Origin of the sequence: Nocardioides sp. NPDC004968 (genome assembly GCF_040608935.1) — a bacterium.
In the GTDB taxonomy this organism is placed as follows: domain Bacteria; phylum Actinomycetota; class Actinomycetes; order Propionibacteriales; family Nocardioidaceae; genus Nocardioides.
This window is the reverse complement of the sequence record NZ_JBEXJF010000020.1, coordinates 62902-88268: the sequence shown is the minus strand read 5'-3', so window position 1 is coordinate 88268 and position 25367 is coordinate 62902. Positions and strand designations below refer to the sequence as shown.

Here is a 25367-nt window from a genome sequence, read left to right as displayed (position 1 = left end):
CATGAACAGCGCCGACTTCCAGAAATGCTCGAAGTCGTGGCCGATGAAGTACTCCTTGAACACGTAACCCGCGAAGACCGCGCCGACCGAGAGCACCTCGACGGCCAGGGCGTCGAGGGCGGCCAGGCGCTCACGTACGACATCGCGCAGAGCGGTCGAGACCGACAGCGCTGCGATCGCGTCGGGATGCCTCGGGATCTCGGCGGCGGGCTGCCGCTCGAGCATGGTGCGGAGCACCTCCTCCACGACGAACGGGACGCCACCGGTCACCTCGTAGAGCGCCGCGGCGGTCTCGTCGGGCACGTCCGCATCGAGGATCGACCGCGCCAGCTCGCCGACCGATGCCGGCCCCAGCTCGCGGAGGGTCACGGTGCGCGCCGGTCCCGCCACCGCCCGGGCGAAGGCCTCACCGACGGGCAGGGCTCCCGCCTCCGGGCGCGTGGTGACGACGATCGACAGATCCGGCGGCTGATGCGCGGCGAGGTACGCGAGGAAGTCGAAGGTGACGCGATCGGCCCAGTGCAGGTCCTCGAGGACGAGCACGCCCGGGGCCAGATGTCCGAGCAGCTCGGTCACCGCCCGGAAGATCCGGTGCCTCGCCTCGTGCTGATCGTCCAGCGGCTCCGGTGGGGGCGGAAGGCGATCGGCGATCTCCGGGACCAGGGCGCCCAGGCACCCGACGACCGGACTCAGCCGCACCGTCTCGATCCTGTCGGCATGGCGGCGCAGCGCGTCGATCACCGGCCCCAGCGGAAAAGGGTCCAGGAGATGCTGGCAGTGCCCGAGGAGGAACAGCGCGTCGCCGGCCTCGGAGGCGACGAGCTCCTGGAGGAGGCGGCTCTTGCCGATGCCGGCCTCGCCCTCGATGACGACGATGGACGGCGCCGCCGCGACCGCTGCCCTCACCTGGGCCAGCTCGGCGTCTCGGCCGACCAGGACCGGGGATGTGGGAGTGCTCCTCAAGCGTCCTCCCCACTGTTCTAGGCAATCCTCAGTGTAGGTGACGGATGTGTCCGTACCGTTTCCGCCCATAGCCTCCGTCAAACCCCTTCCACGTGCCGTGGAAGCAGGACGCGAGGAGCAGATGATGCAGCGCAAACCCCCGATCCGACGGTGGGCCCGTCGCTCGCTGGCGATGGCCGCCGCGACGGTCCTCGTCACGACGATGGCGCCGGATGCACGAGCCGACGAGCCGGCCGAGACCGCCGACAGCACCGGACCCACCAGCGGCGCGCTCAGCCGTGGCGCCGGTGGCGTCGAGGTCACGAAGGCGGCAGACATCGCCGCGGCCAATGCGAAGGCCGACAAGCGCGGGACGTACATCGTCCAGATGGCGCTCGACCCGGTCGCCACCTATGACGGCGACGTCAAGGGCCTCTCGGCGACGCGACCGGGCAAGGGTGCCAAGGTCGACCCGGAGTCGAGCGCTTCGGTCGACTACGCCGACCACCTGCGCGGGCGGCACCGGTCCGCCCTGGCCAAGGTCAAGGGCGGCGAGCCGACCCAGCAGTACGTCTACTCCTTCGACGGCTTCACCGCCGAGCTCACCGGGGCCCAGGCCGCCAAGCTCGCCGCGCAGCCCGACGTCGTGGCCGTCCACGAGGACACCAAGGTCGAGTCCGACACGTCCTCGACGACCAGCTTCCTCGGTCTCGACGCCCGCAACGGCCTCTGGGACAAGCTCGGCGGACCCGAAGGTGGCAAGCACTCGCGTGGCGCGGGTGAGGACGTCGTCATCGGCGTGATCGACAGCGGGATCTGGCCGGAGTCGAAGAGCTTCTCGGACCGCAACAAGGCGGGCAAGAAGGTCTACATCGGCAAGCCGAGGGGCTTCCGAGGCACCTGCGCATCGGCCGAGACCGTCGGCGACGACTCCTGGGACGCCAACCTGTGCAACAGCAAGCTGGTCACGGCTCGCTACTTCAACGAGGGCTGGGGAGGCGACGCGGGCATCGACGAGCAGCTTCCCTGGGAGTTCAGCTCGCCGCGCGACTACAACGGTCACGGCACCCACACCGCCTCGACCTCCGGCGGCAACCACGGCGTCGACGTCACCGGCCCCGCGGCAACGTTCGGTGAGATCACCGGCATCGCACCCCGCGCGCGGATCGCGTCGTACAAGGCCCTGTGGTCCGCCGAGGACGGCAGCACCGCGAACGGCTACACCTCCGACATGGTCGCCGCCATCGACCAGGCCGTGGCCGATGGCGTGGACGTCATCAACTACTCGGTCTCCGGTTCCAGCACCGACTTCCTCGAGCCGACCGAGGTCGCGTTCCTCAACGCGGCCGCGGCCGGGATCTTCGTTTCGGCCTCGGCCGGCAACTCCGGCCCGACGGATTCCACCGTCGCGCACCCGGGACCGTGGCTGACCACCGTCGCCGCGGGCACCCACGACCGCACCACCACCGGAGCGGTCACGCTGGGCGACGGCAGCAGCTACACCGGTGCCTCGGTCGCCACCAAGAGCGTCGGTCCGGCGCCGCTCATCGCCGGCGCCGCGGCCCGGCTGCCGGGAGTGTCGATCGCCGCGGGCTCACGCTGCCACCCGGCGAGCGACAACAACGGCAAGCCGGCGCTCGACCCGGCCAAGGTGGCCGGCAAGATCGTCCTGTGCCAGCGCGGCGGTGACATCGCGCGCGTCAACTCCAGCCGCGCGGTCGCCGAAGCAGGCGGGGTCGGAATGATCTTCGTCAACGCCTACGAGAACTCGCTCAACTCCGACTTCCACTCGGTCCCCACGGTGCACCTGGCCGACACCGAGTGGAGTGCGGTGAACGCGTACGCCGCCACATCGGGTGCCACCGCGACGATCGAGGCCGCCACCATCCAGCGTGGTGGAGAGGCGCCCTACACCGCGGAGTTCTCCTCCCGCGGCCCGCTCGTGGCAGGCAACGGCGACCTCCTCAAGCCGGACGTGATCGCGCCCGGGCAGGACATCCTGGCCGCGGTCGCTCCCCCGGGGCAGGGCGGCATGGACTTCAACCTGATGAGCGGCACCTCCATGTCCGCGCCCCACGTCGCCGGCCTGGCGGCGCTGCTGCAGGACCTGCACCCCTCCTGGTCGCCGATGGCGATCAAGTCCGCGCTGATGACCACCGGATCCGACGTACGCGACGGTGCGGCCACGGACCCCAAGGTGATCTTCAAGCAGGGCGCGGGACACGTTCAGCCCAACTCCGCCGCCGATCCCGGTCTCGTCTACGACAGCGGCACGAACGACTGGCTGGCCTTCCTGTGCGGATCCACCAGCGGCGTACTCGACAGCACCTGTGACGACCTCGAGGCCTCCGGCCGCTCCCTCGACCCCAGCGACCTGAACACGCCGTCCATCGGGATCGGGCTGCTCGACGAGGCCGAGACCGTGACCCGCACCGTCACCAACGTGGGGCGCAAGAAGGCGACCTACAAGGCATCGGTGACCGGGCTCGAAGGTGTCGATGTCGCGATCGAGCCGAGCACCCTCACGATCGAGCCGGGCGAGAGCGCGACCTTCACCGCGACCTTCACCCTCGAGGATGCCGCCCTGTTCCGCTACCTCGGCGGCCAGCTGTCCTGGACCGATGGATCACACACGGTCCGCTCCCCCATCGTGCTGCGCGCCAAGCGCCCGGGCGAGGAGGACTGGGCGACCCGGTACGACGGTGCCCGCGGCGCCTTCGGCACGTCCGCCGACGTCGGCAGCGACCTGCTCCTGCACCCCGACGGGACGCGGCTCTACATGAGCGGCCTGAGCTCCCCGCCGGTGCCGGGCACCCTGGTGACCGACTTCCTCACCGCGGCCTACGACCCCGAGTCCGGTGACCCGCTCTGGGAGGTCCAGTGGGACGGCTCGAACGGTGGGTCGGACGAGCCGGGCGGCTTCGGGATGAGCCCTGACGGCGACACGGTCTACGTGGCAGGGACGAGCGGCGGAGACTTCGTCACCATCGCCTACGACGGCGCCACCGGCACCGAGAAGTGGAACACCCGGCTCGACGGCCCCGGCCAGGCCGGGGACACGGTCAACGATCTGGTGGTCAGCCCCGACGGCAAGCGGATCTACGTCACCGGTTACCAGACCGTGAGCGAGGCGCAGCTGGACTACGCCACGGTCGCCTATGACGCCGCCACCGGCGAGCAGCTGTGGACCTCTCGATACGACGACCCGGTGCAGGGCACCGACGACGCCCGCGCCATCGCGGTCAGCGAGGACGGGAGCACGGTCGTCGTCACCGGTCAGAGCCAGGGCGAGGACACCGGTCTCACCGACTGGGGCACCGTGGCCTACGACGCGGCGACCGGCGACCAGCTGTGGGACGTACTGCGCAACGGATCCGAGGGACAGATCGACATCTCCGGCCAGGTGCAGATCGCCGGGGACACCGTGATCGTGTCCGGCGTGGTCAGCAACACGGACCGGCAGGGTGACTGGAGCACGGTCGCCTACGACCTCGCCACCGGCGAGGAGCGATGGTCGGCCGAACACGGCGGGCCCGGCACCGACACGCCCCAGGCCAGCACGGTCTCCCCCGACGGCAGCACCGTCCTCGTGACGGGCAACGTCGAGGGCGACACCGGCATGGACTACGCCACCGTCGCGTACGACGTCACGACCGGCGACGAGGTCTGGGCTGCGGACCACGACGGCACTGCCCACGGAACCGACGTCCCCTGGGACGTGACGATCTCCGAGGACGGCACCCACGCGGTCGTCACCGGCGAGACGACGGACTCGGAGACGAAGAACGACTACACCACCATCGCCTACGACATGGCCGACGGCGAGAAGGTCTGGTCGGCGAGCTACGACGCGACGGCCGCACCGGACGGCGCGAACGGCGTGGCGCTCGACCGCGGTCCCGACGGGAAACGACGCGTGTACGTCACCGGGGTGAGCACCGCCTCGTTCGACCCCACCGGCGTCGACAGCAACCTCGACGCGACCACGGTCGCCTACTTCGACCCGTTCGAGTAGGCCCCGAGCGAGGATGGCCGGCCGCCGGATGATCTCGATCGTCCGGCGGCCGGCCCGTTTTCCGGCTGGCACCTGGAGTCGGCGCACGACCCGCAGGAGATTCCTCCCGATGCGGGCGAGCGGGCCGCCCGGCGTCCCATCGGCAAGGGCGAATACCGCCCGTCCTGGTCCCAATCCGGGTCGGGCAACGCAGGGTCGAAGGTCCCGTCTACCCCAATATGGGGTAGGTGAAGAGAGTTCCCTCAACCCGCTGAGACAGCGCCGGGAGACCCTCCTCTCACAGGCCTCGCCGGGGCGGCCCAACGCGCCGCACTTGCTCCTCGGTTTCAAGAGGTCCACACGATCCACCTGAGATCGGCCCAGGCCGACCGCGACAGGCATCTCTGTCCGCCCGCCCGGTCTCGGGTACCTCAGCCCTGCCTGCTCACCACAGGCACGGACCGCAACGACCCGTGAAGGAACCAACCCATGAACATGCACAACTCCACCAAGATCGGCCTCGCGGCTGTAGCCGTTGCCGGAGTCGCCTCGGTCGTGGCAGCCCCTGGGGCTCAGGCCGCGCAGGACTGCAAGACGACCACCGTGACCTCTCAGGTCAAGGTCGCTGACGCGAAGAAGACCACCAAGACCACGCCTGCGGTCACGCACGTGGAGCACACCGACGCAGTGACTCGCACTGTCGTGGACAAGGAGGCGTACGACGAGAAGGTCGAGCACCCGGCCGAGACCCACACGGTCGAGCACCCGGCCGAGACGCACGTCGTCCACCACGAGGCGGTCACCCACGAGGAGACGGTCATCGACCAGGAAGCAGTGCAGAGCGTCTGGGCGAACTTCCAGCCCAACGACCACCGTGCGCCCTTCGTCGGCCCTCCGTCTTACCCGACGGACCCGCGCGGTTCGTGGATCAACCACGGCGACGTCCCTCCCGGGCACGCTGGATCTGACGGCGTGTACTCCAAGGGCAACCCGGACATCGGCGGCAACTGGTTCTACCGCCAGGCTGCTGTGGACGAGGTGTCGCACGTGATCGTCGTCGTGGACGAGGAGGCGTACGACGAGACGGTCGTGGACAAGGAGGCCTGGACCGAGACCGTAGTGGACAAGGAGGCCTGGACTGAGACGGTCCACCACGAGGCGGTCACCCGCACGGTGGAGGACAGCCCGGCATCGGACGTCACCGTGGTGGACTCGCCTGCCTCTTCGGTCACGGTCGTCATCCCGGCTGTCTACGAGACCAAGACCAACAAGTCGGAGAAGTGCGCGGCGGTCGTCAAGGACGCCAGCACCAAGGCCGACTCCGCCAGTACCAAGGCCGACTCCGAGGTCCCGACCCGGATCGATGCCGGTCTGGCTGGGAACCTGCCGAACACGGGCGGTCCGAACGGAGTGCTCCTCGCCGTCGGCGGGCTGCTCGCCGGCATCGGCGGCATAGGGGCCTTCCTCACCCGTCGCCGGAAGAACGCCTGACCCACACCTCCAGGGTGCCTCGGAGGCGGGTGGCCGCTGTCCCGGGCGAACGAATTTTCGTTCGCCCGGAACACCCTTCGGACGCCTACGTGGAAGAGATCAGTGCACGCCAGCCATCAGCCGCCGGATGGGACGGTTGCCGATGAGCAGGAGGACGCCGACGACGACGGAGGCGAGCCCGACCCACCAGAAGAAGCCGCTGTCGTCGTTGACGTCGTAGAACTCGGCGAGCCGGCCGGACATGGCGGTGCCGAGGGCGACGGAGAGGAAGAACAGCGCCATCATCTGGGTGCGGAAGCGCTCGGGGGCGAGCTTGGTGGCCAAGGAGAGACCGACCGGAGAGAGCAGCAGCTCGGCGAGGGTGAAGAGCAGCAGGATGAACGCGAGGCCGATCAGCGGCACGGTGTGCTCACCGCTCGGCATCAGCAGGAAGACCCAGAAGGCGATGCCCATCAGGATCGTGCCGATCGCGAACTTCACCGGCGTCGACGGCTGACGGGAGCCGAGCTTGGTCCACAGAGCCGCGAAGACCCCGGAGAGCAGGATGATGAAGACCGGGTTGATCGAGTTCACCCACGAGACCGGCATCTCCCAGCCGAAGATGTCGCGGTCCAGGCGCTGGTCGGAGTAGACCACCATGACGGTGAACTGCTGCTGGTAGAGCGACCAGAAGACCGCGGAGGCGACGAAGAGGGGCACCATCGCCCACACCCGGCTCCGCTCGATGGTGGTGACCTGGCTGCTGAGCAGGATGACGGCGAAGAGCGCGATCGCGGCGACCGCGCTGATGCCGATCACGATGTTGGCCAGTCGAGGCGCGGTGATGACACCGGTCACGCAGAGCACCACGATCGCCGCCACGGCGGCGACGGCGATGGCGATCCAGCGGCCACGCTCGGAGGCGGGCAGCGGGTTGGGGACGACGCGGCTCTCGGCGGGAAGCCTGCTGCGGCCGAGGGCGTACTGCACCAGACCGAAGATCATGCCGATCGCGGCCAGCCCGAAGCCGACGTGGAAGCCCCATTGCTTCTGCAGCAGCCCGGTCAGCAGCGGACCGACCAGGGCGCCCAGGTTGATGCCCAGGTAGAAGAGGGAGAACCCGGCGTCGCGGCGCTCGTCGTCGGCGGCGTACAGCGTGCCGACCAGGGACGAGGCGTTCGCCTTCACGCCGCCCGAGCCAAGTGCGATCAGCACCAGCCCGACGCCGACCCCGGCGATCCCCGGGATCAGGGCGAGACCGAGGTGGCCGAAGACGACCAGCCAGGCGGAGTAGAAGAGCGTACGCTCCGCGCCGATCAGGCGGTCGGCGATCCAGGCCGCGATGATCGTCGACAGGTAGACCGCGCCGCCGTACGCACCGACGATCCCGAGTGCGACCGTCTCACTGATCCCGAGGCCGCCCTCGGCCACGGAGTAGTAGAGGTAGATCGCCAGGATGCCCTGCATGCCGTAGAAGCTGAACCGCTCCCACAGCTCGACGCCGAACAGGTTGGCCAGTACGCGCGGCTGGCCCAGGAAAGACCGGTCGCCGGCTTCGCCCGCGACGGTCTCACTTTTAGCTTGACTCATTACTTCAGGTTCACAAGTCTCCGCTCCCCCGCCCAAATCGCGAACGGCCGATAACCGCCGGATGTGACCACTACCACGCGAGCTGACCGTCCTTGTCCTGGAGCGTTCCGGTGGGGACGTCGAGATCCAGGGTGGCGAGGCGTACGACGGTCCTGGCGCTCTCCGCGGGCGACTTGGCGATGTCCTCGATGCCGAAGCCGGCGGTCATGTCGGTGGCCGTGGGGCCGGGTTCGACGGCGTTGAACCTGATGTCGGCGTTCGCCTTGGCGTACTGGACGGTCAGCATGGTCGCGGCGGCCTTGGACGCGGCGTACAGCGGCAGGAACATCCCGTGCTCGACCCGGCCGGGGGTGGTGTTGGCCCAGAACGAGCCGAGGCTGCTGGACACGTTGACCACCCGCGGGTTCTCCGAGCGGCGCAGCAGCGGCAGGGCGGCCTCGGTGACCCGGACGATCCCGACCGCGTTGATGTCGAAGACCCGCAGTGCGGTCGGGCCGTCGAGCGGGTCGGCGACGAGGACGCCGGCGTTGTTCACGAGTACGTCGAGGCGCCCCTCGGCCGCCTCGATGGCCGCCAGCGCCGCGCGGACCGAGGCGTCGTCGGTGACATCGAGCTGTACGAAGCGCGCGCCGAGCTCGGCGGCCGCCTTCTCGCCTCGCTCGACGTCTCGTGCGCCGAGGTAGACGTGATCGCCGGCGTCGGTGAGCTGGCGGGCGGTCTCGAATCCGATGCCCTTGTTGGCGCCGGTGATGAGTGCGACGGTCATTCCCGTTGTTTCCTTTCGTAGGACGGCCCGATCGGGCCGTCTTCGACGCTAGGCGCGCCGGCGACCACCGCCCAGAGTCCTGGTCAGACCGGGGTCTGACAGGACCCCCGCTGTCCGCTCGGGGCCGACCTAGGCTTGAGACATGAGGCTGCACACATGAGTGAGGTGACGAACCCGCTGGGCGCGTTCCTGCAGGCCAGGCGGGCGCTGGTGACGCCGGAGGCGGCGGGCATCCCGGCCGCGGGCGTACGTCGTGTCCCGGGGCTGCGCCGCGAAGAGGTCGCGATGCTCGCCGGTATCAGCGCGGACTACTACCTGCGCCTGGAGCGCGGCCGCGACCGCAACCCGTCGGCGCAGGTGCTGGGGTCGATCGCTCGCGTGCTCCAGCTCGACGACGACCACACCGCCCACATGATGTCGTTGGTTGCCGAAGCTCCCCGCCGCCGGCGTCGGCGCCGGCGCAAGGAGACCGTCCCGCCGGGGGCGCTGAAGCTGCTCGACTCGATGGTGCAGCCCGCGTTCATCGAGGGGCGCTACTTCGACATCCTGGCGGCCAACGCTCTTGCTCGTGCGCTCTCGCCGAGGCTCGCCGCAGGCGGCAACCAGCTGCGGGACCAGTTCCTGGACCCGGACCAGCAGTCGTTCCACCCGGAGTGGGAGTCGATGACGGAGTGCTTCGTCGGCAACCTGCGCCAGTCGGTGGGCACGGACATCGACGACCCTCGGTTCATCGAGCTCATCGGCGAGCTCTCCCTGGCCAGCCCACGGTTTCGACAGCTGTGGGGACGCCATGACGTGCGCGCCCAGACCGGCGCCCCGATCAAGATGCTCCACCCGCAGGTCGGCGAGCTCACCCTCAACCGGGAGCGGCTGGCGATCAGCGGCACCGACGACCTGATGCTCGTCGTCTACCACCCCGACGCCGGTTCATCGGACTCGGACAAGGTGGCTCTGCTGGCGTCCGCGGGACTGCCTACGCGATCCGTCGGGTCGGAGGCTCGATCGGTTTGACGCCGACTACGACGGTCGGGGCAGCAGGCCGGCGTCGCGATGCTCGACGAGCTCGGTTCGCTCTCGGGCGATGCGGTCCATGCCCCAGCGGCCGAGCGGCCCGAGCGCGGTGTTGAGGGTGCGGCCGTGCTCGGTCAGCGAGTACTCCACCCGCGGAGGCACCTCGGCATATACTTCCCGGTGCACCAGCCCGTCCTGCTCCATCTCACGCAGGTGCTGGGTCAGCATCTTCTCGCTGACGCCGGGCAGGCCGCGGCGCAGCTCGGCGAAGCGGCGTACGCCATAGTTGTCGAGCTCCCACAGGATCAGCCCCTTCCACTTGCCGCTGACCACGTCGAGCGCGGCGTCGATGCCGCAGATATAGGGACCGTTTCGGGCCGGCTTCGTCACGGGCTGCTCCTCACTAACCTTTTGGTAAGTACCCCAGTAAATAGTGGGTACTCCCGCCATCGTACGTAAAGGCCGAGGATTGTCTTCATGAATCAACCTCTCAACGCCGTCACCGTCATCGGCCTCGGCCCCATGGGTCAGGCGATGGTCCACAGCCTGCTCGCCGCCGGGCATCCGGTGACCGTATGGAACCGCACCGCATCGCGAGCCGACGAGGTCGTCGCCGCGGGCGCACAGCTGGCCGACTCGCCGGCGAAGGCCGTCGCCGCGAGCGACCTGGTCATCCTCAGCCTGACCGACTACCAGGCGATGTACGACGTGCTCGGCTCAGCCACCGACGAGCTTAAGGGCCGTACGGTCGTCAACCTCAGCTCCGAGTCGCCTGAGGGGACGCGTCAGGGCGCGAAGTGGGTCACCGAGCACGGAGCCGACTTCCTGACCGGAGGAGTGATGACTCCCGCCCCGATGGTCGGCACGCCCGATGCGTACGTCTATGTCAGCGGTCCCGCCGACGTGCTGTCCCCGCACGAGGAGGCGCTGGCTCGCATCGGGTCCGTCCGCTACCTGGGCGAGAATCCGGGGCTGGCGCAGCTGATGTACCAGGCCAACCTGGACATCTTCCTGACCTCCCTCTCCTCGCTGCTCCACGCCGTGGCGCTGCTCGAGACGGGTGGCATCAAGCCGTCCGCCGCTATCCCGGAGCTGATGCAGACCCTCGCCGGCATCCCGCCGATGCTGGCCGCCGGCGAGGACTTCGGCGCCCAGCTCGAGGCCGGCGAACACCCCGGCCACCTGAGCACGATCACGATGATGGGCGCCACCGCCGACCACCTCGTCGAGGCCAGCGAGGCGGCCGGCATCGACGTCGACCTCCCCCGCGCCGTCCAGGCCCACTACACCTGGGCCCGCTCCAACGGCCACGGCTCCGAGAACTGGTCGCGGATCATCGACGCCATCAGGCCGTACGCCCGGGGGTGAGCTGTCGTGAGGGGCGGCCTCCCGCAAGGAGGCCGCCCCGCGGCAGTCAGGAATGAGCCGTGAGCCAGTCGATCACGTCGGCGGTGATCTCATCGCGGTTGGTCTCGTTGAAGATCTCGTGGCGCGCCCCGGGGTAGAGCGTCACCGTCACATCCTTCAACCCGGCCTCGCGATAACGCTCCCCCAGCAGCTCGACCAGGGCGCCGCCTCCGGCAAGCGGGTCGGCGTCGCCGGAGACGACGAGAATCGGCAGGTCGGAGCGGATCCCACCGATGGCTGCCGGGTCCGCCAGACGCTCGGCGCCGGCGAACAGCTGAGGCACGGCGGTGTCGGGCAGATCGAACCCGGACAGCGGGTCTGCGACGTACGCATCGACCTCGGCCTCATCGCGCGAGAGCCACTCATACCCGGTGCGGTGCTCGAACCCGGCGTTGAACGCCTCCAGCCCGACCGGACCCTCGGCGCTCGAGAGCGCACCAGCGAGTACGTCGAGGGCGGTCGAGCCTGACAGCACCACAGCGTCGTACAGGTCGGACCGGTCCAAGATCACCGTCTGCGCCGCAAAGGACCCCATCGAGTGCGCAACCAGGAACACCGGGATCCCGGAGAAGTCATCGCGCAGCGAGGCACCCATGGCCGCGACATCGGCCACCAGCGCCTCGAAGTCGAAGTGACCGAGCTGGTCGGCCGACGCGACGGACCCGCCGTGACCGCGGTGGTCGACCGCCCGCACGACGTACCCAGCCGCGACCAGAGCCCGAGCGAGCCGGTCGTAACGCTGCCCGTGCTCGGCGATGCCGTGGGCGATCTGGACAACGCCCCGCGGCGCGGAGAGCTCCTCCCCCCATGTCCGGATTGCGAGCGCAGTGCCGTCGGTCGGCGAGACGAATGTGGCTGTGGTGGGCATGGGGCCTCCTGGTGACGGGGTGCCCATGCTGCCATTCCTACGGCGATCCGGCGGGCCATCAGGCTCGAGGCGCCGGTTCGCCAGCCTGATCCAAATCGGACTCCGCCGCCAATCTGCTCGGCCGAACGGCCGTGCCCCATCGAGCAGCCCTACTCTTTGCCGACCGCATTGCCGCATGTATCGGAGCTTCGGGTTGAGCCAGTCAGATCCAGGCCAAGAGAACTACTACTTCGACATCGCCAACTACCAGCCGTCGTGGCAGTGTGGCCTCAGCGCCATCACGCGCGCGAACGGAAGCCGCCTCGGACGCCTTCGCGGTCGGTCTCTCACTCGATCCTGGCTCTTGTGGGATCGAAATGACGACGAGTGGTTCACCGATGCTCCAGTCGTGCTCGACTTTGCCGGCGAGCAACTGGAGATCAATCATCAAAAGTTCGACGACCTGTCGCTCACTTGGAACACCATCGATCCGCTCCTACACGTTCCTTACCCGGACTTCGACCTCGTTTGGCGCGACGATGCCGTTGCCCAACTCGCGCGCCTGCAGGCACGGACCGTCACGGCCGTGGACCTACTGGAGTACCGAGGCGACGACATGGCAAACGGCATGATTGCCGTCGGTATCGGGTTCGGCGACGACTACCTAGTCGTCCAGAACAACCTCGATGAGAACGGGCTCGCCTTCGGCTCGCCACAGCGTGAATATCACGCGCATCCGATCCGCTAGTCGGTGTCCGTTGCGCAGCTGGTCGTCACCTCGGCTCGTCGCCGGGCCAGAAGAGCTCGCTGGAACTCCGCGATCCCCTCGCCCTCGACGGCGACCTCGACGTACATCTCAGACACCTCCGCAGAATGGCAGATCGATCGGATACCCACGTCGACACGTCAACGACGACGCCACCACTTTCGGGGTAGCGCGACGTCAGCGTTGTCCGCTGTGCGCTCAGATGGGGCGGACTTGATCCCAGCGTGAAACGCAATGACACGCTTCGCACCCGGTCGCCCGTCCCATGTCTCCAGCAGTACGGCGATCCGGTCACGCTGCTCTGCGTTCATAGGCTGCCACGTGGTCGCGGCCCGTTCCTCCAGCCAGTTCGAAACCTGAGCACGTCCAAGGCCCGCCAGCTCCACGTCCTGGTCGCCAGAGAGGCGGAGATCGGCCTCGACCTGGTCCCATCCGCCGCACGAGCGGGCCAGGAGCCACGCGGCACGACGGTTCGACCGATGCTCCGATGCCCAGGCCGCCGACGCCATGGACGCCGGAGCGCCGAGCCGACCAAGGGCACGCGCGGCGGCTGAGGACACCCGACCGCTGGGATCGGTGAGAAACGCTGACAAGAGGCCAAGTGCATCGTCTCGGCCAGCCCAGGTGACGACTCCTCGGATGGCAACCTCACGGACGCGCGGACGCGAGCTGTCCAGGGCTTCGACGAAGCTCGACAGGTCGGTCGCGTCTCCGACCGCAAGGAGCCCGTCCAAGACGGCGGCCTGGATCCTGCCTGGAAGGTCTTCCTGAAGCTGTGCTCGATACCAGCCGGCGACGTCGAGCCCTCGCTTGCGGGCGCGGAAACGAGCAGACTCGCGTACGCGCGGAACCCGGTCGACCGCCAACGCCAGCAGGCGGTCATCAGACAGTGCGCCGTCCTCCATGGCCAGCACGACTATCTGCCGGATCATCGCAGAGCGAGAATCCAGCAGATCGGCTAGACCTGTGGCATCCCGCGACGCCAGCAACCAGTCGGCGCACCAAGCCAGGATCAGCTGATCCGTCTCGGTGCGTGCGATCTCATGCAGCCGCTCAACCGACAGCAGGCCGCTTTGATGCGCCAACTCAACGCCCCTCCGCCTGACCCGTCGCTGGGGCGACTCCAGCAACGCCTCGATCAACGCCCTCTGCCCGACCTCCGCACGCAACTTTGACTCGACGATCTCGACCGCTTCGGGTCCAAAGCGTCGGTCACGTCCGGCGAGGACGACGTCCAGCACCCGCTCCAGATGCTCTGCCACATTGGCGTGCTCCAGAGACTCCGCCGCAGCCTGGCGAACCTGTGGGACATGGTCGATGAGGCGTACGGCGAGCGCCGTGACCGCCACTGGTCCGCCGACCTCGCGCAGCGCACGCACCGCCCGCTCTCTGAACCGTCCATCTACGTGCATGCTCGTCACCGCCGCGACAAACCCATCTGGTTCGTTCAGGCGCTCATCAAGCCAGCCTCGAAGGCCAGAGACCGGCGTCGAGTAGTGATGGCGGTAGGTCCGTGCCGCCTGGTCCAGTACGAGCCACTCTCTGCCAGACAATGCCGCCAGCGTCGACCGCAGTTCGTCACGGTCACCGACACCTTCCACGATCGTTCGCGAGAGAAAGACCGCGAGATCGTACGCTTCGGGAGGAGTCAGAGACATGGCGCTGATCCTCTCCGATCACGGACTCCCGGTGCCATCCAGTTTCGCCGGCGCGACCATCGACCCCACCGCGACAAGATCGCCACAGACCCCCACACAACCCGGCTATCCTCCCGGCCGTGAAAGAAATCTGGCAGTACGCCGACCGCGCCCGAACGCAGCTCGGCACGGCGGACGCACCAGTGATCTCGTACACCGGGCTCTGGCTCCTGCTCGCCCTGGTCGCTCCCGCTGCCGAAGGCAATGCCATCACCAAGGCACTCGGGCTGCCGCCTGAGGAAGCACGCGAGACCGCCGAGAAGCTCATCGCCGAGGCACATCCGACCGTCACCGCGGCGCTTGGCGCGTGGCTAGCCGACTGGGTCGAGCCGACGACGCCGCTGCCGGTGACCGTCGATCCGCTGCCGGACCAAGAGACGCTGGACGCCTGGGCAGCGGAGCACACCCACGGGCTCATCCAGACGATGCCCGTCACGATCCGTCCCGAGACCATGTTGCTGCTTGCGACCGCTCTGGTCACTACGCCGAAGTGGGCCGAGCCACTCCTGATCGAGGATGGTCGCCTCGTACTTCGGAAGAGCCTCCAGGCCATCGTCGAGACCTCGGTCGGCCCGGTCGCCGTGGCTCGTCCCAACAGCCACGACTGCGTCGACGTCTTCTCGGTCATCGCCGCTCCCGAGGTGCCTGCCGAGGACGTCTGGGTGGCGGTGGCTGAGGTCGTCGAGCAGAACGCCGCGGGCGAGGTGACTCATTTGACTCACCCGGAAGACCTCACCGACGGCCACGCATGGACGGTCAAGCGCGAGCGGCGCGAGTACGTTGCGTACGACGCGCCCGAGCCGAACTCCGTCGTCTTCACCACGCGACTCCCGGCCTGGAACGCTGATGCCTCCCACGAGCTGGACGCTGCACCAGGTGTCGCGTCTGTCGCCGACGGCATCGCGGCCCTATTGCCCGCGCAGGACGGCGGCATCGAAATCAGCTGCGCTCAGAACGCGACCGCCGCCTACAACCAGAACGGATTCAAGGCGGCAGCGGTGACAGCGATGGCGTGGATGGCCGGCTCCGCGATGCCTGAGTACGTCGAGCGCAAGATCCGCCACGTCCAGGTCTCCTTCGACCGACCCCACGCGGTCATCGCGATCGCCCGAGGCGGAGCATGGGAGGGCATACCTCTCTTCGAAGCTTGGGTCACGCCCGAAATGTTCACCACCGCCGTCCCGGACTGGGCACTCGGGATGCCGATCGCCGTGCCCACCACCTGACGGCCTGCTACCTCCTTCAAATCCTTGGAGGAACCGGCACCGAGCGCCGGCCGGTAGACGTCGGTACGCCGCGGACATGGCCAGCGACGGCTACGCTCATCGCGATTGCTCGAGGAATCGACCGTGCTGGCGTCAGCGGCTGGCTCCGTGGGATCGTCCGCGGCGCGAGAACTCGGTCACGCAGCAACAACGCCGCCGGCATCAGATGAACCCGAGAGGCTTCGATGACAGCGAAACCTCCGATCAGCGACGACCTCGAGGTGCTGCATCGGGCTGCATCGCAGGCAGGTTTGGACGCGGCGGACGCCTGCTTGTTGAGGAACGGCACCAACGCCGTCTATCTACTGCCGAACTCGAACGTCGTAGCCCGTCTTGGCCGCTCCGGGACAGCCGAGAACGCCGCGCGCCAGGTCGAGATCGCCTTCTGGCTCTCCGCCAACGGGATCAACGCAAACCTCCCGGTCGACGGACTGGACCTAGTCACTGTCGCCGGGCGACCCGTGAGCTGGTGGATTCCGATCCCGACTCACCGCCACGCGACTCCCGCGGAACTGGGCGCCGAGCTCCGCAAGCTCCACGACCTCCCGGTGCCGTCCACAATTGATTTGCCGAACCTCGACATGGTCGAACATGTCGCCGAGCGCATCAGGTCAGCTCAAGCACTCCCGGCCTCCGACCGCGACTGGCTTCAAGGCCGACTCGCCAAGCTGGACGCAGACCTGGCAGCCACCGAGGTCCTCGAAGCCCGGAATGTCGTGCATGGCGACGCTTGGCAAGGCAACCTGGTCGTGCCCGACGACGGCTCACCGATCCTTCTCGACTTCGACCACGTCTCGATCGGGCACCCGGCCTGGGACCTGATCCCACTCGCCGTCGACCACGAAGACTTCGCCCGGATCGACAACGAGGACTACAGCGCTTTCGTCACCGCCTACGGCGGCTACGACGTACGCGAAGCGCCGTGGTTCCGAGCGCTTGCCGACCTGCAAGAACTGCGTTGGACCGCGTTCACTGCGGTCAAGGCAGCGCACAATGCCGACGCGGCGGCCGAGGTTTCCCACCGCCTTACCTGCCTGCGCGGCGAGGTCCCTCGACCCTGGAGATGGACCGCCTTCTAATCGCGCCAATTCACCTGATGCGGTCAGCTGATGGCCTTACCGACGCTCCTCACCGCCGGTCCGGCTCAGGTGGGTGATGAGGCTTCGCAACCACGGCTCCGCCAACGCGGGCTCATCAGCCATGGCGCGTGCGAGTGATCGTCGCCCCTCTTTGGACCGACCGATCTTCACGACCCCCACCGCCTGGGCCAGGGCGCTTCGAGTCTTCTCGTCACGGTCAGGCCCCTCGATGTCTGCGGTCCAATCCTTCGGCCTGAAAGTGCGGTGCAACTTGGTTTGGTGATCGCCGAAGTAGGACCATGCGTACGCATCGAGCGATACGTTGACTACGGCGCCGGCCGGAAGCTGGCCAGTCCAGGGCACGTGCTGCTGCCAGCGCCACGTCTTTGGGCTGGTCTTCTCACGTGAGGTGACGCCGACGAATCGCACCTTCTTGCGGATCACTGTCCACGGTGCTCGCTCTTCCTCAACCCAGTCACGCATCAGATCGAAGAGTTCAGTGAATGTGCCGCCCTCGTGCACGACATCAACGAATGCCAGCGGACGATCACGCCGCGCGAGGTCATCCGGACTGGCTCCTAGCGAGGCTAGGATCTCGCGCGCCTGCCGAACCTCGTTCTTGGTCAAACCAGGCGTGCTCCATTTCCCGTTCTTGAGCACTGCCGCTCGCGCGAAGGGACAGCGGCAAGCGTGAGACACCTGGCTGGGAGAGGCCATCGAACGCGCCGCTGAGCAGGTCGAACATCGAATCCAGGGACCGCCCGACGAACACGAGTTGTCCACCACCGCTCCTCGCGACCACCTTGCCGGCGCATTCCACGAACTCGTCGATCCACGGCAGAGTCTGCTCTTCGATCCCGTCTAGCAAAGAGCCCAGTTGGGCGGGCGTCACAAGGTCCCACCGAAACGGCGTCGGGGCATCATTTCTCTCCACCGGGCATAGGTTGCCAGCCCGCCCGGTGGCTATCGAGATCACCCGCAATGCTTCAACGCGAAGTCCGTGCTCAGGACGTTAGCTTCGAGGAGCCTCAGCGGTCTGCGAATCACGGCACCGCTCTGTTGATCTGATCCAGGAGCGCTTCCGCGGTCTTCGTGGTCCGCTCGATGCGGACGTTGTCGACGCCACATAAGCGTAGGCACGACGACGCGATCCAGGTGGCGTCGTCCGGGCCTATCCGGTGACCGGCGTTTCGGAGCCCGATCACTTCCTCAACGGTGTGGACCAGCTTCTCCCCCAGCCTCCCTGGTGGGATGGGAGCCAGCGCATTGGCCGTTGTGATCCGCCCTGCCAGACGGGCGTAGGTCGCCGCCAACTCCTCGCGGGCGGTGGTGAACTCGTCGAACCCTTCAACCTGAGCGACGTCTGGGGCGAGGTAGAGCCAGCCGATGTTGTGCGGCACGCTCGCCAGGGTGCGTACGTCCGTGAGGGCCACGAGGTACAGAACGGTGTTCGGATCACCGGTCAGCGACTCGATCCGAGCGACGCTGTCCATGGTGGGCCGGATCGTCCGACCTAGGAGCTCGGTGACGATCTCGCCCTTGCCCGCGAAGTGGTAGTAGAGGCTCGCCTGGCGGATCCCGACAGCATCGGCGATCTCTCGGGTCGAGGTGGCGGCGTAGCCCTTGCTGGTGAACAGCCGAGCTGCCGCCTCGAGGACCTGCTCGCGCGGAGGGCCGGCGAGCAAAGGGGGCGTGAGGCGTGGGCGGCCGGGGCGTGGGCGCGGGCTGGCGCTGGCTGCGGAACTCATGGTGCTCCGTCCCGAGTGGTTGGAGTGATGGGTCCCGGGGCGACCGACTGGCTGAACCGGTCGCCACCCCGGGCGTCATCAGTGAATCATATTATCAATCAAAATGTAAGAAACATGCTTGCGGGATCGGTGCCAACAGGAGCATGATTGCTGCCAGCAGGCTGACTCAGAACAGGCTGAGACGGCGTGAACACGGAGGCACTCGGCATGGCCCTCACACGTATCGCGGTAGTCAACAATTGCGACGACACCAACTGCCCGTCGGTGCACACGACCGACGACCCAGGAGTCCTGGTCGTCCAAGGCAACAAGCTTGACGCCGCTACCCGGGCCGAACTCGGCGGAACGCTGCCCGATCATGAGGACGCCGTCTCCATCCCGGCCGACGTCATCCTCCGCGCAGCGCGGATCATCGAAGGCCAGGGCTGACCGGCGTGGGGGCAGAGAAGACGACACCCGAACCGTCGTGGGCAGAATCGTTCCAGACTCTGACCGAGTCGTGGTTCCGCCTCGAGACGCTGCAGGTCTACAGCATCGAATCGGAGCGTGACGAGTACGAGGAGTTCCTTCGCACCGGGCAACTCGATCCGCGTCGCAAGGAGGAATGGCGCGCGCTGATCGCGCGGCACGCGAGCGCGGGCCGATCATTGCGGCGCGTGCACATCATCGAGGAGCCGGTCACCGACTACCTGCGCTACGAGATCGCAGCGTACGTTGGCAACCACGCCGCGGGTGAGGACATCCGCCTAATCCCGGTGCCTCGCGGTCAGTGGCCAGAAGGGCTGCCGCGAGAGACCGACTTCTGGCTCATCGATGACGGGCTGCCCAGCGGCACCGCATGGGCGATGGACTATGACGAGGGCGGTGCATTCCGTGGAGCCGAGCAGGTCCTGGACGCCGCGACGATCGAGACATACCGGCGCTGGCGAGACACTGCGCTCGCGGCCGCAGTGCCGTTGAACGACTATCTTGGTCGCGACGCCTGACCTGTCGGCGCAAGATGACCGAACGATGATCGAGGAGACGATGCGGCGTGGGCGGCCCGACCCGACGAGCACGAGAGGCGCTCGGGGAGGCGCTTCGGACAGCGCGACGCGAGGCGGGGCTGACCGGCATTGCCCTCGCTGAGCAGCTGAACCAGCCCGGCAGACCGTGGTCGCAGCCAAAGATCTCCAAGATCGAAGCCGGCCGCCAGGTGCCCACCACCGGTGAGGTCCGAGCCTGGGCTAAAGCAGTCGGCGCCGACGCAGACCGGCTGCTCGCCATCCAAGAGCGCGCATCGTGGGAGTACTCGGTCTTCAGAGACGCCTTCCAAGATGAAGACGGTGCGGCTGCGTTGCAGCGGGCGGCGGCGGCAGCTGAGAACGCCGCGTCAACGATCTTCAACTACCACCCCACCAGCGTGCCCGGGCTGTGCCAGACCGCCGACTACGCCACCGCGCTGCTCAAGCTGATCGGTGGCCCGGTCGAACACGGCGCAAGCGAGGACGACGTGGCCAGAATGATCGCAACGCGGATGCGTCGTTCTGCGATTCTCTACGAGCCCGGCCGCGACGTCACCGTCCTCGTCGCCGAGGCTGCGCTCCACCCGCTCGTCGGAGGGCCTGCGGTGATGCGCGCCCAGTTGGAGCACCTGGCCGGGCTGGCCACCAATGCCCGGGCGACCGTTGGGATCATCCCGCTCGATCAGTACCCCGTACTCCTCGGACACGGCTGGGTCCAGCGCGACCGGGTAGTCACCATCGAGACCCAGGCCGGCAGCCTGGAAATCGCGGATCCGACCGAGGTCTCCCAATACGAACGGTGGGCCGAAGCACTCACATCGGTCGCACTCACCGGCCAGGACGCGGCGCGCCGCTGTCTGGCACTCGCACAAGCCATTCCCCAGCCCGACAGCACCCGCGCCTGATCGACAGGTCCATCCCCAACACAGGGGACGTGCGGCACCAATACAGCACAAGGTAAACACCCCGCCGATGTGCTGGGCGCGTGACTTTCTTGGACGAACCTGCGCCGAGCGCCGGGCAGGAGAGGCTGTACACCGCCGACGTCGCTGACCACGGCTACGTCTGGGACTTGACCCGAGTGTGGGCGCATCAGCCGGAGGCGAAGGAACAGCTCATGGAGTTGTTTGCGTCCACGGCCGAGGCGGCGGGGCTGACGCCGCGAGAGAGAGCCGTGATCGTCATCGCCCAGGCAACGACCATCGGTGACTCCTACTGTGCCGTCGCGTGGGGAAAGCGCCTGACCGACTGGGCCGACCCGCAGACGGCGATCGCCGCACTTACCGCCGACGAAGAGCCGTTCAGCGAACGGGAACGGGCGCTGGCGGACTGGGCACGCACCGTCGCCCGCTCCCCCGGCAGCAGCACGCCGCAAGACATCCAGCGTCTGCGCGACGCAGGGTTCAAGGAGCCCCAGATCGTTGCCCTGACCATCTTCGCCGGCCTACGCACGGCCTTCTCCAGCATCAACGGCGCCCTCGGCGCCCGACCAGACATCGCCCTCGCTGAGGCCCTCGATCCGGCGGTGCGTGCGGCCATCACGTGGGGACGGACCCCCGGGTGATCCCAACGACCGGGCGTCTACCCCTCGCGAAGGGTGCGGGTTGCCTGTCTGCAGCAATCAGAAATCACTGGAATGCGTCCCAAATGATTCGATCTCGCCTCGCTCAAACGCTGCAACTTGTCTCGCCGAGCGAGCGGTCACAGGAAAAGATGGACCACTGACGTATGGAGTCTCGAATGACCGACCCGCGTGATGCTGGCGCCCACTACTACCGCGCGGACTTCCAAGTGCATACTCCGCGGGACACCAACTGGAAGGGCGCGCGGGCGACCAGCGAAGAGGAACGCCAGGCGTACGGCTTCGAATTCGTTGCGGCCTGTCGTACGAAGCAGTTGCATGCTGTCGCGATCACGGATCATCACGACTTCGTCCTGGTTCCATACATCCGCGACGCGGCTCAGGCAGAGCTCGGCGAGAACGGGCAGGCGCTCGATCCTGCGGATCGGCTCGTGGTGTTTCCTGGCCTTGAGCTCACCCTGGCTGTGCCGTGCCAGGCGCTGCTCATTCTCGATGCCGATTTCCCGGACGACAAGGTGTCGGGGGTGCTCGAAGCCCTGTCGATCGAGCAGTGCGATCCCACGGAGGAGAAGCTCCCCAACGTCATCAAACTCGAGCACGTCAAGGAGCTGGCGAAGCTCTACGAATTGCTCGACTTGAAGCCCTGGCTGCGTAATCGCTACATCGTGTTTCCGAACGTCACCGATGGCGGCTACCAGACCTTGATGCGGTCTGGCATGGGCACAGAGTACAAAAACATGCCCTGTGTCGGTGGCTACCTGGATGGAACCGTCGGGAAGAAGGCGAAGACCGGCAGCGGAAACCGGAACATCTTCGACGGGCTGGACGCGAACTATGGGAACAAGCGACTGGCACTGTTCCAGACATCTGACTGTCGCAACCGCAACTTCGACGACCTCGGCAAGAACTCCACCTGGGTCAAGTGGTCAATACCCACAGCAGAAGCACTGCGGCAGGCATGCCTCGCGCAGGAGTCGCGCATCGCGCAGGTGCAGCCAGCCCTGCCCAGCGTGCATATCGCTCGCATTCATGTGAGCAACAGCAGCTTCCTAGGACCCATCGATCTCGATCTCAACCCGCAGCTCAACGCGATCATCGGCGGTCGCGGCACCGGCAAGTCCACGATCCTGGACTACCTCCGCTGGTGTCTCGGCGATACGCCTGTGGCCGGTGTGGAGGATGACGAACTGCCAGGCACTATCCGCCAACGCAAGCTCATCGAGGCCACCCTCGCCTCCGTCGATGCCACAGTCGAAGTCACCGTTGTCATCAACGGCATCACCCACGTCGTGCGGCGTAAGGCCATGACAGGCGAGTTCAGCCTCAAAGTCGGGAGCGAAGAGTTCGAACCGGCGACAGAGCGCTCGATCCAGTCGCTACTGCCGGTACACGCCTACAGTCAGAAGCAGCTCAGCAGCGTCTCGGTACGGCTCGACGAACTGACCCGCTTCGTCACGGCACCCATCCGCCACGATCTCGATGCGAAGGATCGGCAGATTGTCGCAGTGTCCGATCGCCTCCGACAGAACTATGCCTCGCTCCAGCGAGCGCGATCGATCAAGCAGGCCATCGAGCGCAACGAGCTCGACATCAAGTCCCTGACCGATCAGGCAGGCCACATTCGGTCCTCGCTTGCCGGACTCTCACCTGAGGATCAGCAGGTCCTCGACGACCGGCCGCGCGTCGATACCAGCCGCCGGACCGTCAAGCGTTGGTTGGGCATCCCGGTTCAGGTGGAAGAAGCAACGACTAATGCCTTGGACGCCCTCGACTCAATCGATGCCCTGCACGGCGGGTTGCCTGCCGGTATGCCTGATGGGTTGAGCGAACCGATCCGCGGGATCCATGGAACTGGTCTCGAGGCTCTGCGGGAGCTGCGCGCTGCGATTGCCCTCGCTCTCGTCGCCTACAAGGAGGCCAGTGCGCCCCTATCGCCTGAGGGCGACCTAGCAGCTGCGCTCGAACATAGGCTCGCCGAACTCGACGTGCTCTACGCCGCTGTCAAACAGCGTTCGACTTCTCACCGCGAGCAGCTCGAACAGTTGTCGGCGATCGAGGAGCGGCGAACAATGCTCTCGGACGAGCTCGCCAAGGAGCAGCAGGAAATCGGTAGCCTCGGCGACCCGGCCGCGCAGCAACTCGCGCTACGACGAGAGCTGATGACGCTGACGGCTGATCGCTCTGCCCTGCTCAGCGCCCAGTGCGCGGCCGTCACGAAGCTCTCGCAAGGTCTTCTTGATGCCCAGATCGTCCGCGGCCGCGGTTTCGGTGACGTCCGAGCACGCTTTACGGCGCTGTCAGCGGGCTCGAACATTCGCGTATCGAAGCGCGATGCGCTCTTTGACGGCTTGGCCGTCGAATCTAACCCACTAGAGACGTGGGAAGCCGTGCTGACCGAGTTGGAGCAACTACTGCTTGTGCCTGAGGGCATTGACTTCACCAGCGAACTCTCGCCGACTCTGACGCGACTCGGGATCGGATTGGCCGACCAGCAGCGACTCCGTGCCCGGATGAGTGTCGACGCCTGGCTGGACCTGACCTTGACTCCCATCCGAGACGAGCCTGTGTTTCGCTACCAGACAGGCGAATTGGAATTCATCCCCTTCGCGTCGGCGTCGGCTGGCCAACAAGCGACGGCCCTGCTCCGCGTGCTGCTGTCGCAGTCAGGGATGCCGCTGATTATCGATCAGCCGGAGGACGACCTGGACAGCCAGGTCGTGCAAGACGTGGTCACATGGCTTTGGGAATCGAAGTCGAAGAGGCAGATCATCATCGCCAGTCACAACGCCAACCTTGTGGTGAACGGTGACGCCGAGTTGGTCATCGTGTGCGCGAACCGCCGCTCCGGCGACCAATCAGGCGGCAAGATCAGCCTGCAAGGCGCCATCGACATGCCGGAGGTCCGCGCGGAGATCACCCGCGTGATGGAAGGCGGAGAGAAGGCCTTCAAGTTGCGAAAGGACAAGTACGGCTTCTAGCCCGCTTCTAGCTCGGCGGCACTCGCCGCTGTTCACTGGACGGGTAGTCGGCAACCACTTGGAGTGCTTCATACCGCATATGACGCAGCCTCTGATTATCGCGGCACCCGGGCCAACGTTCGCGGCGCGTGCGAGCGCGCGGAGAGCGAAGTCGAAATCATCGTTCCGATGGGCCGACCGTCGCAACCTACTGTGAAGCCACCCGCGCCGGCCAGATAGCGCTCTGGGTGTCGTGTGGAAGGATCCGGATCCATCATTCGTGCGGTGGTGTTCGACGTCGGCGAGTGCCTGGTGAACGAGACTCGGGGGTACGGCACGTGGGCTGACTGGCTGGGGGTGCCGCGGCACACCTTCTCCGCCGTGTTCGGGGCGGTCATCGCCCGCGGGCTGGACTACCGCGAGACCTTCCAGGTGTTCCGGCCGGGGTTCGATCTGCCCGAGGAGCGGCGGAAGCGGGAGGAGGCTGGGCAGCCGGAGTGGTTCGGGGAGGACGACATCTATCCCGACGTACGTCCTGCTCTGAAGGAGCTTCGCGCCGCTGGGTTGTGGTTGGGGCTTGCTGGCAACCAGACCGTCAGCGCTGGTCGGATCCTGCGGGACCTGGACTTTCCTGTGGACATGGTCGCGACCTCTGAGGATTGGGGTGCGAGCAAGCCGGATCTGGTGTTCTTCGAGCACGTGATCCGTGCGGTCCCATACCCGGCTGAGGAGATCCTCCACGTCGGCGACCGGCTCGACAACGACATCCGACCTGCTTACGAGTCGGGGATGGCGACCGCGTTGATCCGTAGAGGCCCATGGGGCGTGATCCAGGAGCACGACCCGGAGGCGGACGAGATCGCGACGATCCGGATCTCGTCGCTCGACGAGCTGCCCGGGCGGATCGCGACTCTCAACAGGAATCAGTGACGTAGCGCGCTCAACGTGTTGTCCCAGTCGTAGATGCGGTCTTCGAGGCAGCGTACGCAGTCCAGGTCGGCCCGGGTGCCAGGGCCTTGCGTACGGTCATGATCCATTCCATGCCGGTGGCTTACCAGTTAACCGCGGGGTTGGCGAGTGCCTGCTCGGCGCAGCCGCATGCCGCTCGGGGTCACCGTCGGCCGCCTCGATGGCAGCCGGATCGCCAAGGATCACCGATGCTGACGTCATCGAGCGCCGCCTCGGCATCGTCGAACTGACGATGAGGCTCTTTGGGCCCACGGAGGTAGAACGGCTCTGGCT

General features: G+C 67.1%; 21 protein-coding genes. 13 read left to right on the top strand and 8 right to left on the bottom strand.

The window, feature by feature from the left end; genetic code table 11:
- The coding region (locus ABZU72_RS18535; RefSeq protein WP_355020299.1) for an AAA family ATPase at positions 1 to 963 on the bottom strand (963 nt) is incomplete at its 3' end.
- Positions 964 to 1087: 124 nt separating this feature from the next.
- Here ABZU72_RS18535 and ABZU72_RS18530 point away from each other — a divergent pair.
- Both ABZU72_RS18530 and ABZU72_RS18525 read left to right on the top strand, forming a co-directional pair.
- A complete protein-coding gene (locus ABZU72_RS18530) occupies positions 1088 to 4957 on the top strand; it encodes a S8 family serine peptidase (protein WP_355020298.1) in 3870 nt (1289 codons plus the stop codon).
- A gap of 468 nt (positions 4958 to 5425) precedes the next feature.
- Positions 5426 to 6427 (top strand): LPXTG cell wall anchor domain-containing protein, encoded by a 1002-nt coding sequence (locus ABZU72_RS18525; RefSeq protein WP_355020297.1) that lies wholly within the window; start codon positions 5426 to 5428, stop codon positions 6425 to 6427.
- A 99-nt stretch (positions 6428 to 6526) separates the two neighbouring features.
- On the opposite strand, the gene ABZU72_RS18520 is transcribed toward ABZU72_RS18525, so the two are convergent.
- The gene (locus tag ABZU72_RS18520; RefSeq protein WP_355020296.1) at positions 6527 to 7996 is read right to left on the bottom strand and encodes an oligopeptide:H+ symporter; all 1470 of its coding nucleotides are present in this window, start codon (positions 7994 to 7996) and stop codon (positions 6527 to 6529) included.
- Between the two features lie 70 nt (positions 7997 to 8066).
- Positions 8067 to 8762: an SDR family NAD(P)-dependent oxidoreductase gene (locus tag ABZU72_RS18515; protein WP_355020295.1), complete on the bottom strand. Its 696-nt coding sequence runs from the start codon at positions 8760 to 8762 to the stop codon at positions 8067 to 8069.
- Between the two features lie 156 nt (positions 8763 to 8918).
- Between ABZU72_RS18515 and ABZU72_RS18510 the strand changes: the two genes are divergently transcribed.
- A complete protein-coding gene (locus tag ABZU72_RS18510) occupies positions 8919 to 9773 on the top strand; it encodes a helix-turn-helix transcriptional regulator (protein ID WP_355020294.1) in 855 nt (284 codons plus the stop codon).
- A gap of 6 nt (positions 9774 to 9779) precedes the next feature.
- On the opposite strand, the gene ABZU72_RS18505 is transcribed toward ABZU72_RS18510, so the two are convergent.
- A complete protein-coding gene (locus ABZU72_RS18505) occupies positions 9780 to 10163 on the bottom strand; it encodes a helix-turn-helix domain-containing protein (protein WP_355020293.1) in 384 nt (127 codons plus the stop codon).
- An 87-nt stretch (positions 10164 to 10250) separates the two neighbouring features.
- Between ABZU72_RS18505 and ABZU72_RS18500 the strand changes: the two genes are divergently transcribed.
- Positions 10251 to 11141 (top strand): NAD(P)-binding domain-containing protein, encoded by an 891-nt coding sequence (locus ABZU72_RS18500; RefSeq protein WP_355020292.1) that lies wholly within the window; start codon positions 10251 to 10253, stop codon positions 11139 to 11141.
- A gap of 46 nt (positions 11142 to 11187) precedes the next feature.
- On the opposite strand, the gene ABZU72_RS18495 is transcribed toward ABZU72_RS18500, so the two are convergent.
- Positions 11188 to 12048: an alpha/beta hydrolase gene (locus tag ABZU72_RS18495; protein ID WP_355020291.1), complete on the bottom strand. Its 861-nt coding sequence runs from the start codon at positions 12046 to 12048 to the stop codon at positions 11188 to 11190.
- Between the two features lie 175 nt (positions 12049 to 12223).
- Between ABZU72_RS18495 and ABZU72_RS18490 the strand changes: the two genes are divergently transcribed.
- The gene (locus ABZU72_RS18490) at positions 12224 to 12775 is read left to right on the top strand and encodes a hypothetical protein (RefSeq protein WP_355020290.1); all 552 of its coding nucleotides are present in this window, start codon (positions 12224 to 12226) and stop codon (positions 12773 to 12775) included.
- Positions 12776 to 12933: 158 nt separating this feature from the next.
- Here the strand turns inward: ABZU72_RS18490 and ABZU72_RS18485 are convergent, their stop codons facing one another.
- Positions 12934 to 14451: a HEAT repeat domain-containing protein gene (locus ABZU72_RS18485; RefSeq protein ID WP_355020289.1), complete on the bottom strand. Its 1518-nt coding sequence runs from the start codon at positions 14449 to 14451 to the stop codon at positions 12934 to 12936.
- A gap of 119 nt (positions 14452 to 14570) precedes the next feature.
- Between ABZU72_RS18485 and ABZU72_RS18480 the strand changes: the two genes are divergently transcribed.
- Together ABZU72_RS18480 and ABZU72_RS18475 are read left to right on the top strand one after the other, a co-directional pair.
- The gene (locus ABZU72_RS18480; RefSeq protein WP_355020288.1) at positions 14571 to 15716 is read left to right on the top strand and encodes a hypothetical protein; all 1146 of its coding nucleotides are present in this window, start codon (positions 14571 to 14573) and stop codon (positions 15714 to 15716) included.
- A gap of 224 nt (positions 15717 to 15940) precedes the next feature.
- Positions 15941 to 16834 carry a phosphotransferase gene (locus ABZU72_RS18475; RefSeq protein ID WP_355020287.1) on the top strand — a complete coding sequence of 298 codons (894 nt, stop codon included), beginning with the start codon at positions 15941 to 15943 and terminating at the stop codon, positions 16832 to 16834.
- Between the two features lie 36 nt (positions 16835 to 16870).
- Here the strand turns inward: ABZU72_RS18475 and ABZU72_RS18470 are convergent, their stop codons facing one another.
- Both ABZU72_RS18470 and ABZU72_RS18465 read right to left on the bottom strand, forming a co-directional pair.
- Positions 16871 to 17461 (bottom strand): hypothetical protein, encoded by a 591-nt coding sequence (locus ABZU72_RS18470; RefSeq protein ID WP_355020286.1) that lies wholly within the window; start codon positions 17459 to 17461, stop codon positions 16871 to 16873.
- Positions 17462 to 17877: 416 nt separating this feature from the next.
- Positions 17878 to 18582 (bottom strand): helix-turn-helix domain-containing protein, encoded by a 705-nt coding sequence (locus ABZU72_RS18465; RefSeq protein ID WP_355020285.1) that lies wholly within the window; start codon positions 18580 to 18582, stop codon positions 17878 to 17880.
- Between the two features lie 207 nt (positions 18583 to 18789).
- Here ABZU72_RS18465 and ABZU72_RS18460 point away from each other — a divergent pair, with 207 nt between their 5' ends.
- The 6 genes from ABZU72_RS18460 (at position 18790) to ABZU72_RS18435 (ending at position 25055) form a co-directional block, all read left to right on the top strand.
- A complete protein-coding gene (locus tag ABZU72_RS18460) occupies positions 18790 to 19011 on the top strand; it encodes a hypothetical protein (protein ID WP_355020284.1) in 222 nt (73 codons plus the stop codon).
- Between the two features lie 5 nt (positions 19012 to 19016).
- A complete protein-coding gene (locus ABZU72_RS18455) occupies positions 19017 to 19568 on the top strand; it encodes a DUF6879 family protein (RefSeq protein ID WP_355020283.1) in 552 nt (183 codons plus the stop codon).
- Positions 19569 to 19615: 47 nt separating this feature from the next.
- Positions 19616 to 20491, top strand: a complete 876-nt coding sequence (locus ABZU72_RS18450) for a helix-turn-helix transcriptional regulator (RefSeq protein ID WP_355020282.1) — start codon at positions 19616 to 19618, stop codon at positions 20489 to 20491.
- 212 nt (positions 20492 to 20703) lie between these two features.
- Positions 20704 to 21150, top strand: coding sequence for a hypothetical protein (locus ABZU72_RS18445; RefSeq protein WP_355020281.1), 447 nt, complete (start codon positions 20704 to 20706; stop codon positions 21148 to 21150).
- A 176-nt stretch (positions 21151 to 21326) separates the two neighbouring features.
- Complete coding sequence (locus ABZU72_RS18440) at positions 21327 to 24146, top strand: TrlF family AAA-like ATPase (RefSeq protein WP_355020280.1); 2820 nt, start codon at positions 21327 to 21329, stop codon at positions 24144 to 24146.
- A gap of 264 nt (positions 24147 to 24410) precedes the next feature.
- Entirely contained in the window at positions 24411 to 25055 is a 645-nt protein-coding gene (locus ABZU72_RS18435; protein WP_355020279.1) for an HAD family hydrolase, read from the top strand.
- Positions 25056 to 25367 lie beyond the last annotated feature (312 nt).

Coding starts and splice junctions, on each gene's coding strand:
- ABZU72_RS18530 (WP_355020298.1), top strand. CDS start 1,088: ATGCAGCGCAAACCCCCGATCCGACGGTGGGCCCGTCGCTCGCTGGCG.
- ABZU72_RS18525 (WP_355020297.1), top strand. CDS start 5,426: ATGAACATGCACAACTCCACCAAGATCGGCCTCGCGGCTGTAGCCGTT.
- ABZU72_RS18520 (WP_355020296.1), bottom strand. CDS start 7,996: ATGAGTCAAGCTAAAAGTGAGACCGTCGCGGGCGAAGCCGGCGACCGG.
- ABZU72_RS18515 (WP_355020295.1), bottom strand. CDS start 8,762: ATGACCGTCGCACTCATCACCGGCGCCAACAAGGGCATCGGATTCGAG.
- ABZU72_RS18510 (WP_355020294.1), top strand. CDS start 8,919: ATGAGTGAGGTGACGAACCCGCTGGGCGCGTTCCTGCAGGCCAGGCGG.
- ABZU72_RS18500 (WP_355020292.1), top strand. CDS start 10,251: ATGAATCAACCTCTCAACGCCGTCACCGTCATCGGCCTCGGCCCCATG.
- ABZU72_RS18495 (WP_355020291.1), bottom strand. CDS start 12,048: ATGCCCACCACAGCCACATTCGTCTCGCCGACCGACGGCACTGCGCTC.
- ABZU72_RS18490 (WP_355020290.1), top strand. CDS start 12,224: ATGTATCGGAGCTTCGGGTTGAGCCAGTCAGATCCAGGCCAAGAGAAC.
- ABZU72_RS18485 (WP_355020289.1), bottom strand. CDS start 14,451: ATGTCTCTGACTCCTCCCGAAGCGTACGATCTCGCGGTCTTTCTCTCG.
- ABZU72_RS18475 (WP_355020287.1), top strand. CDS start 15,941: ATGACAGCGAAACCTCCGATCAGCGACGACCTCGAGGTGCTGCATCGG.
- ABZU72_RS18465 (WP_355020285.1), bottom strand. CDS start 18,582: ATGAGTTCCGCAGCCAGCGCCAGCCCGCGCCCACGCCCCGGCCGCCCA.
- ABZU72_RS18460 (WP_355020284.1), top strand. CDS start 18,790: ATGGCCCTCACACGTATCGCGGTAGTCAACAATTGCGACGACACCAAC.
- ABZU72_RS18445 (WP_355020281.1), top strand. CDS start 20,704: ATGGAGTTGTTTGCGTCCACGGCCGAGGCGGCGGGGCTGACGCCGCGA.
- ABZU72_RS18440 (WP_355020280.1), top strand. CDS start 21,327: ATGACCGACCCGCGTGATGCTGGCGCCCACTACTACCGCGCGGACTTC.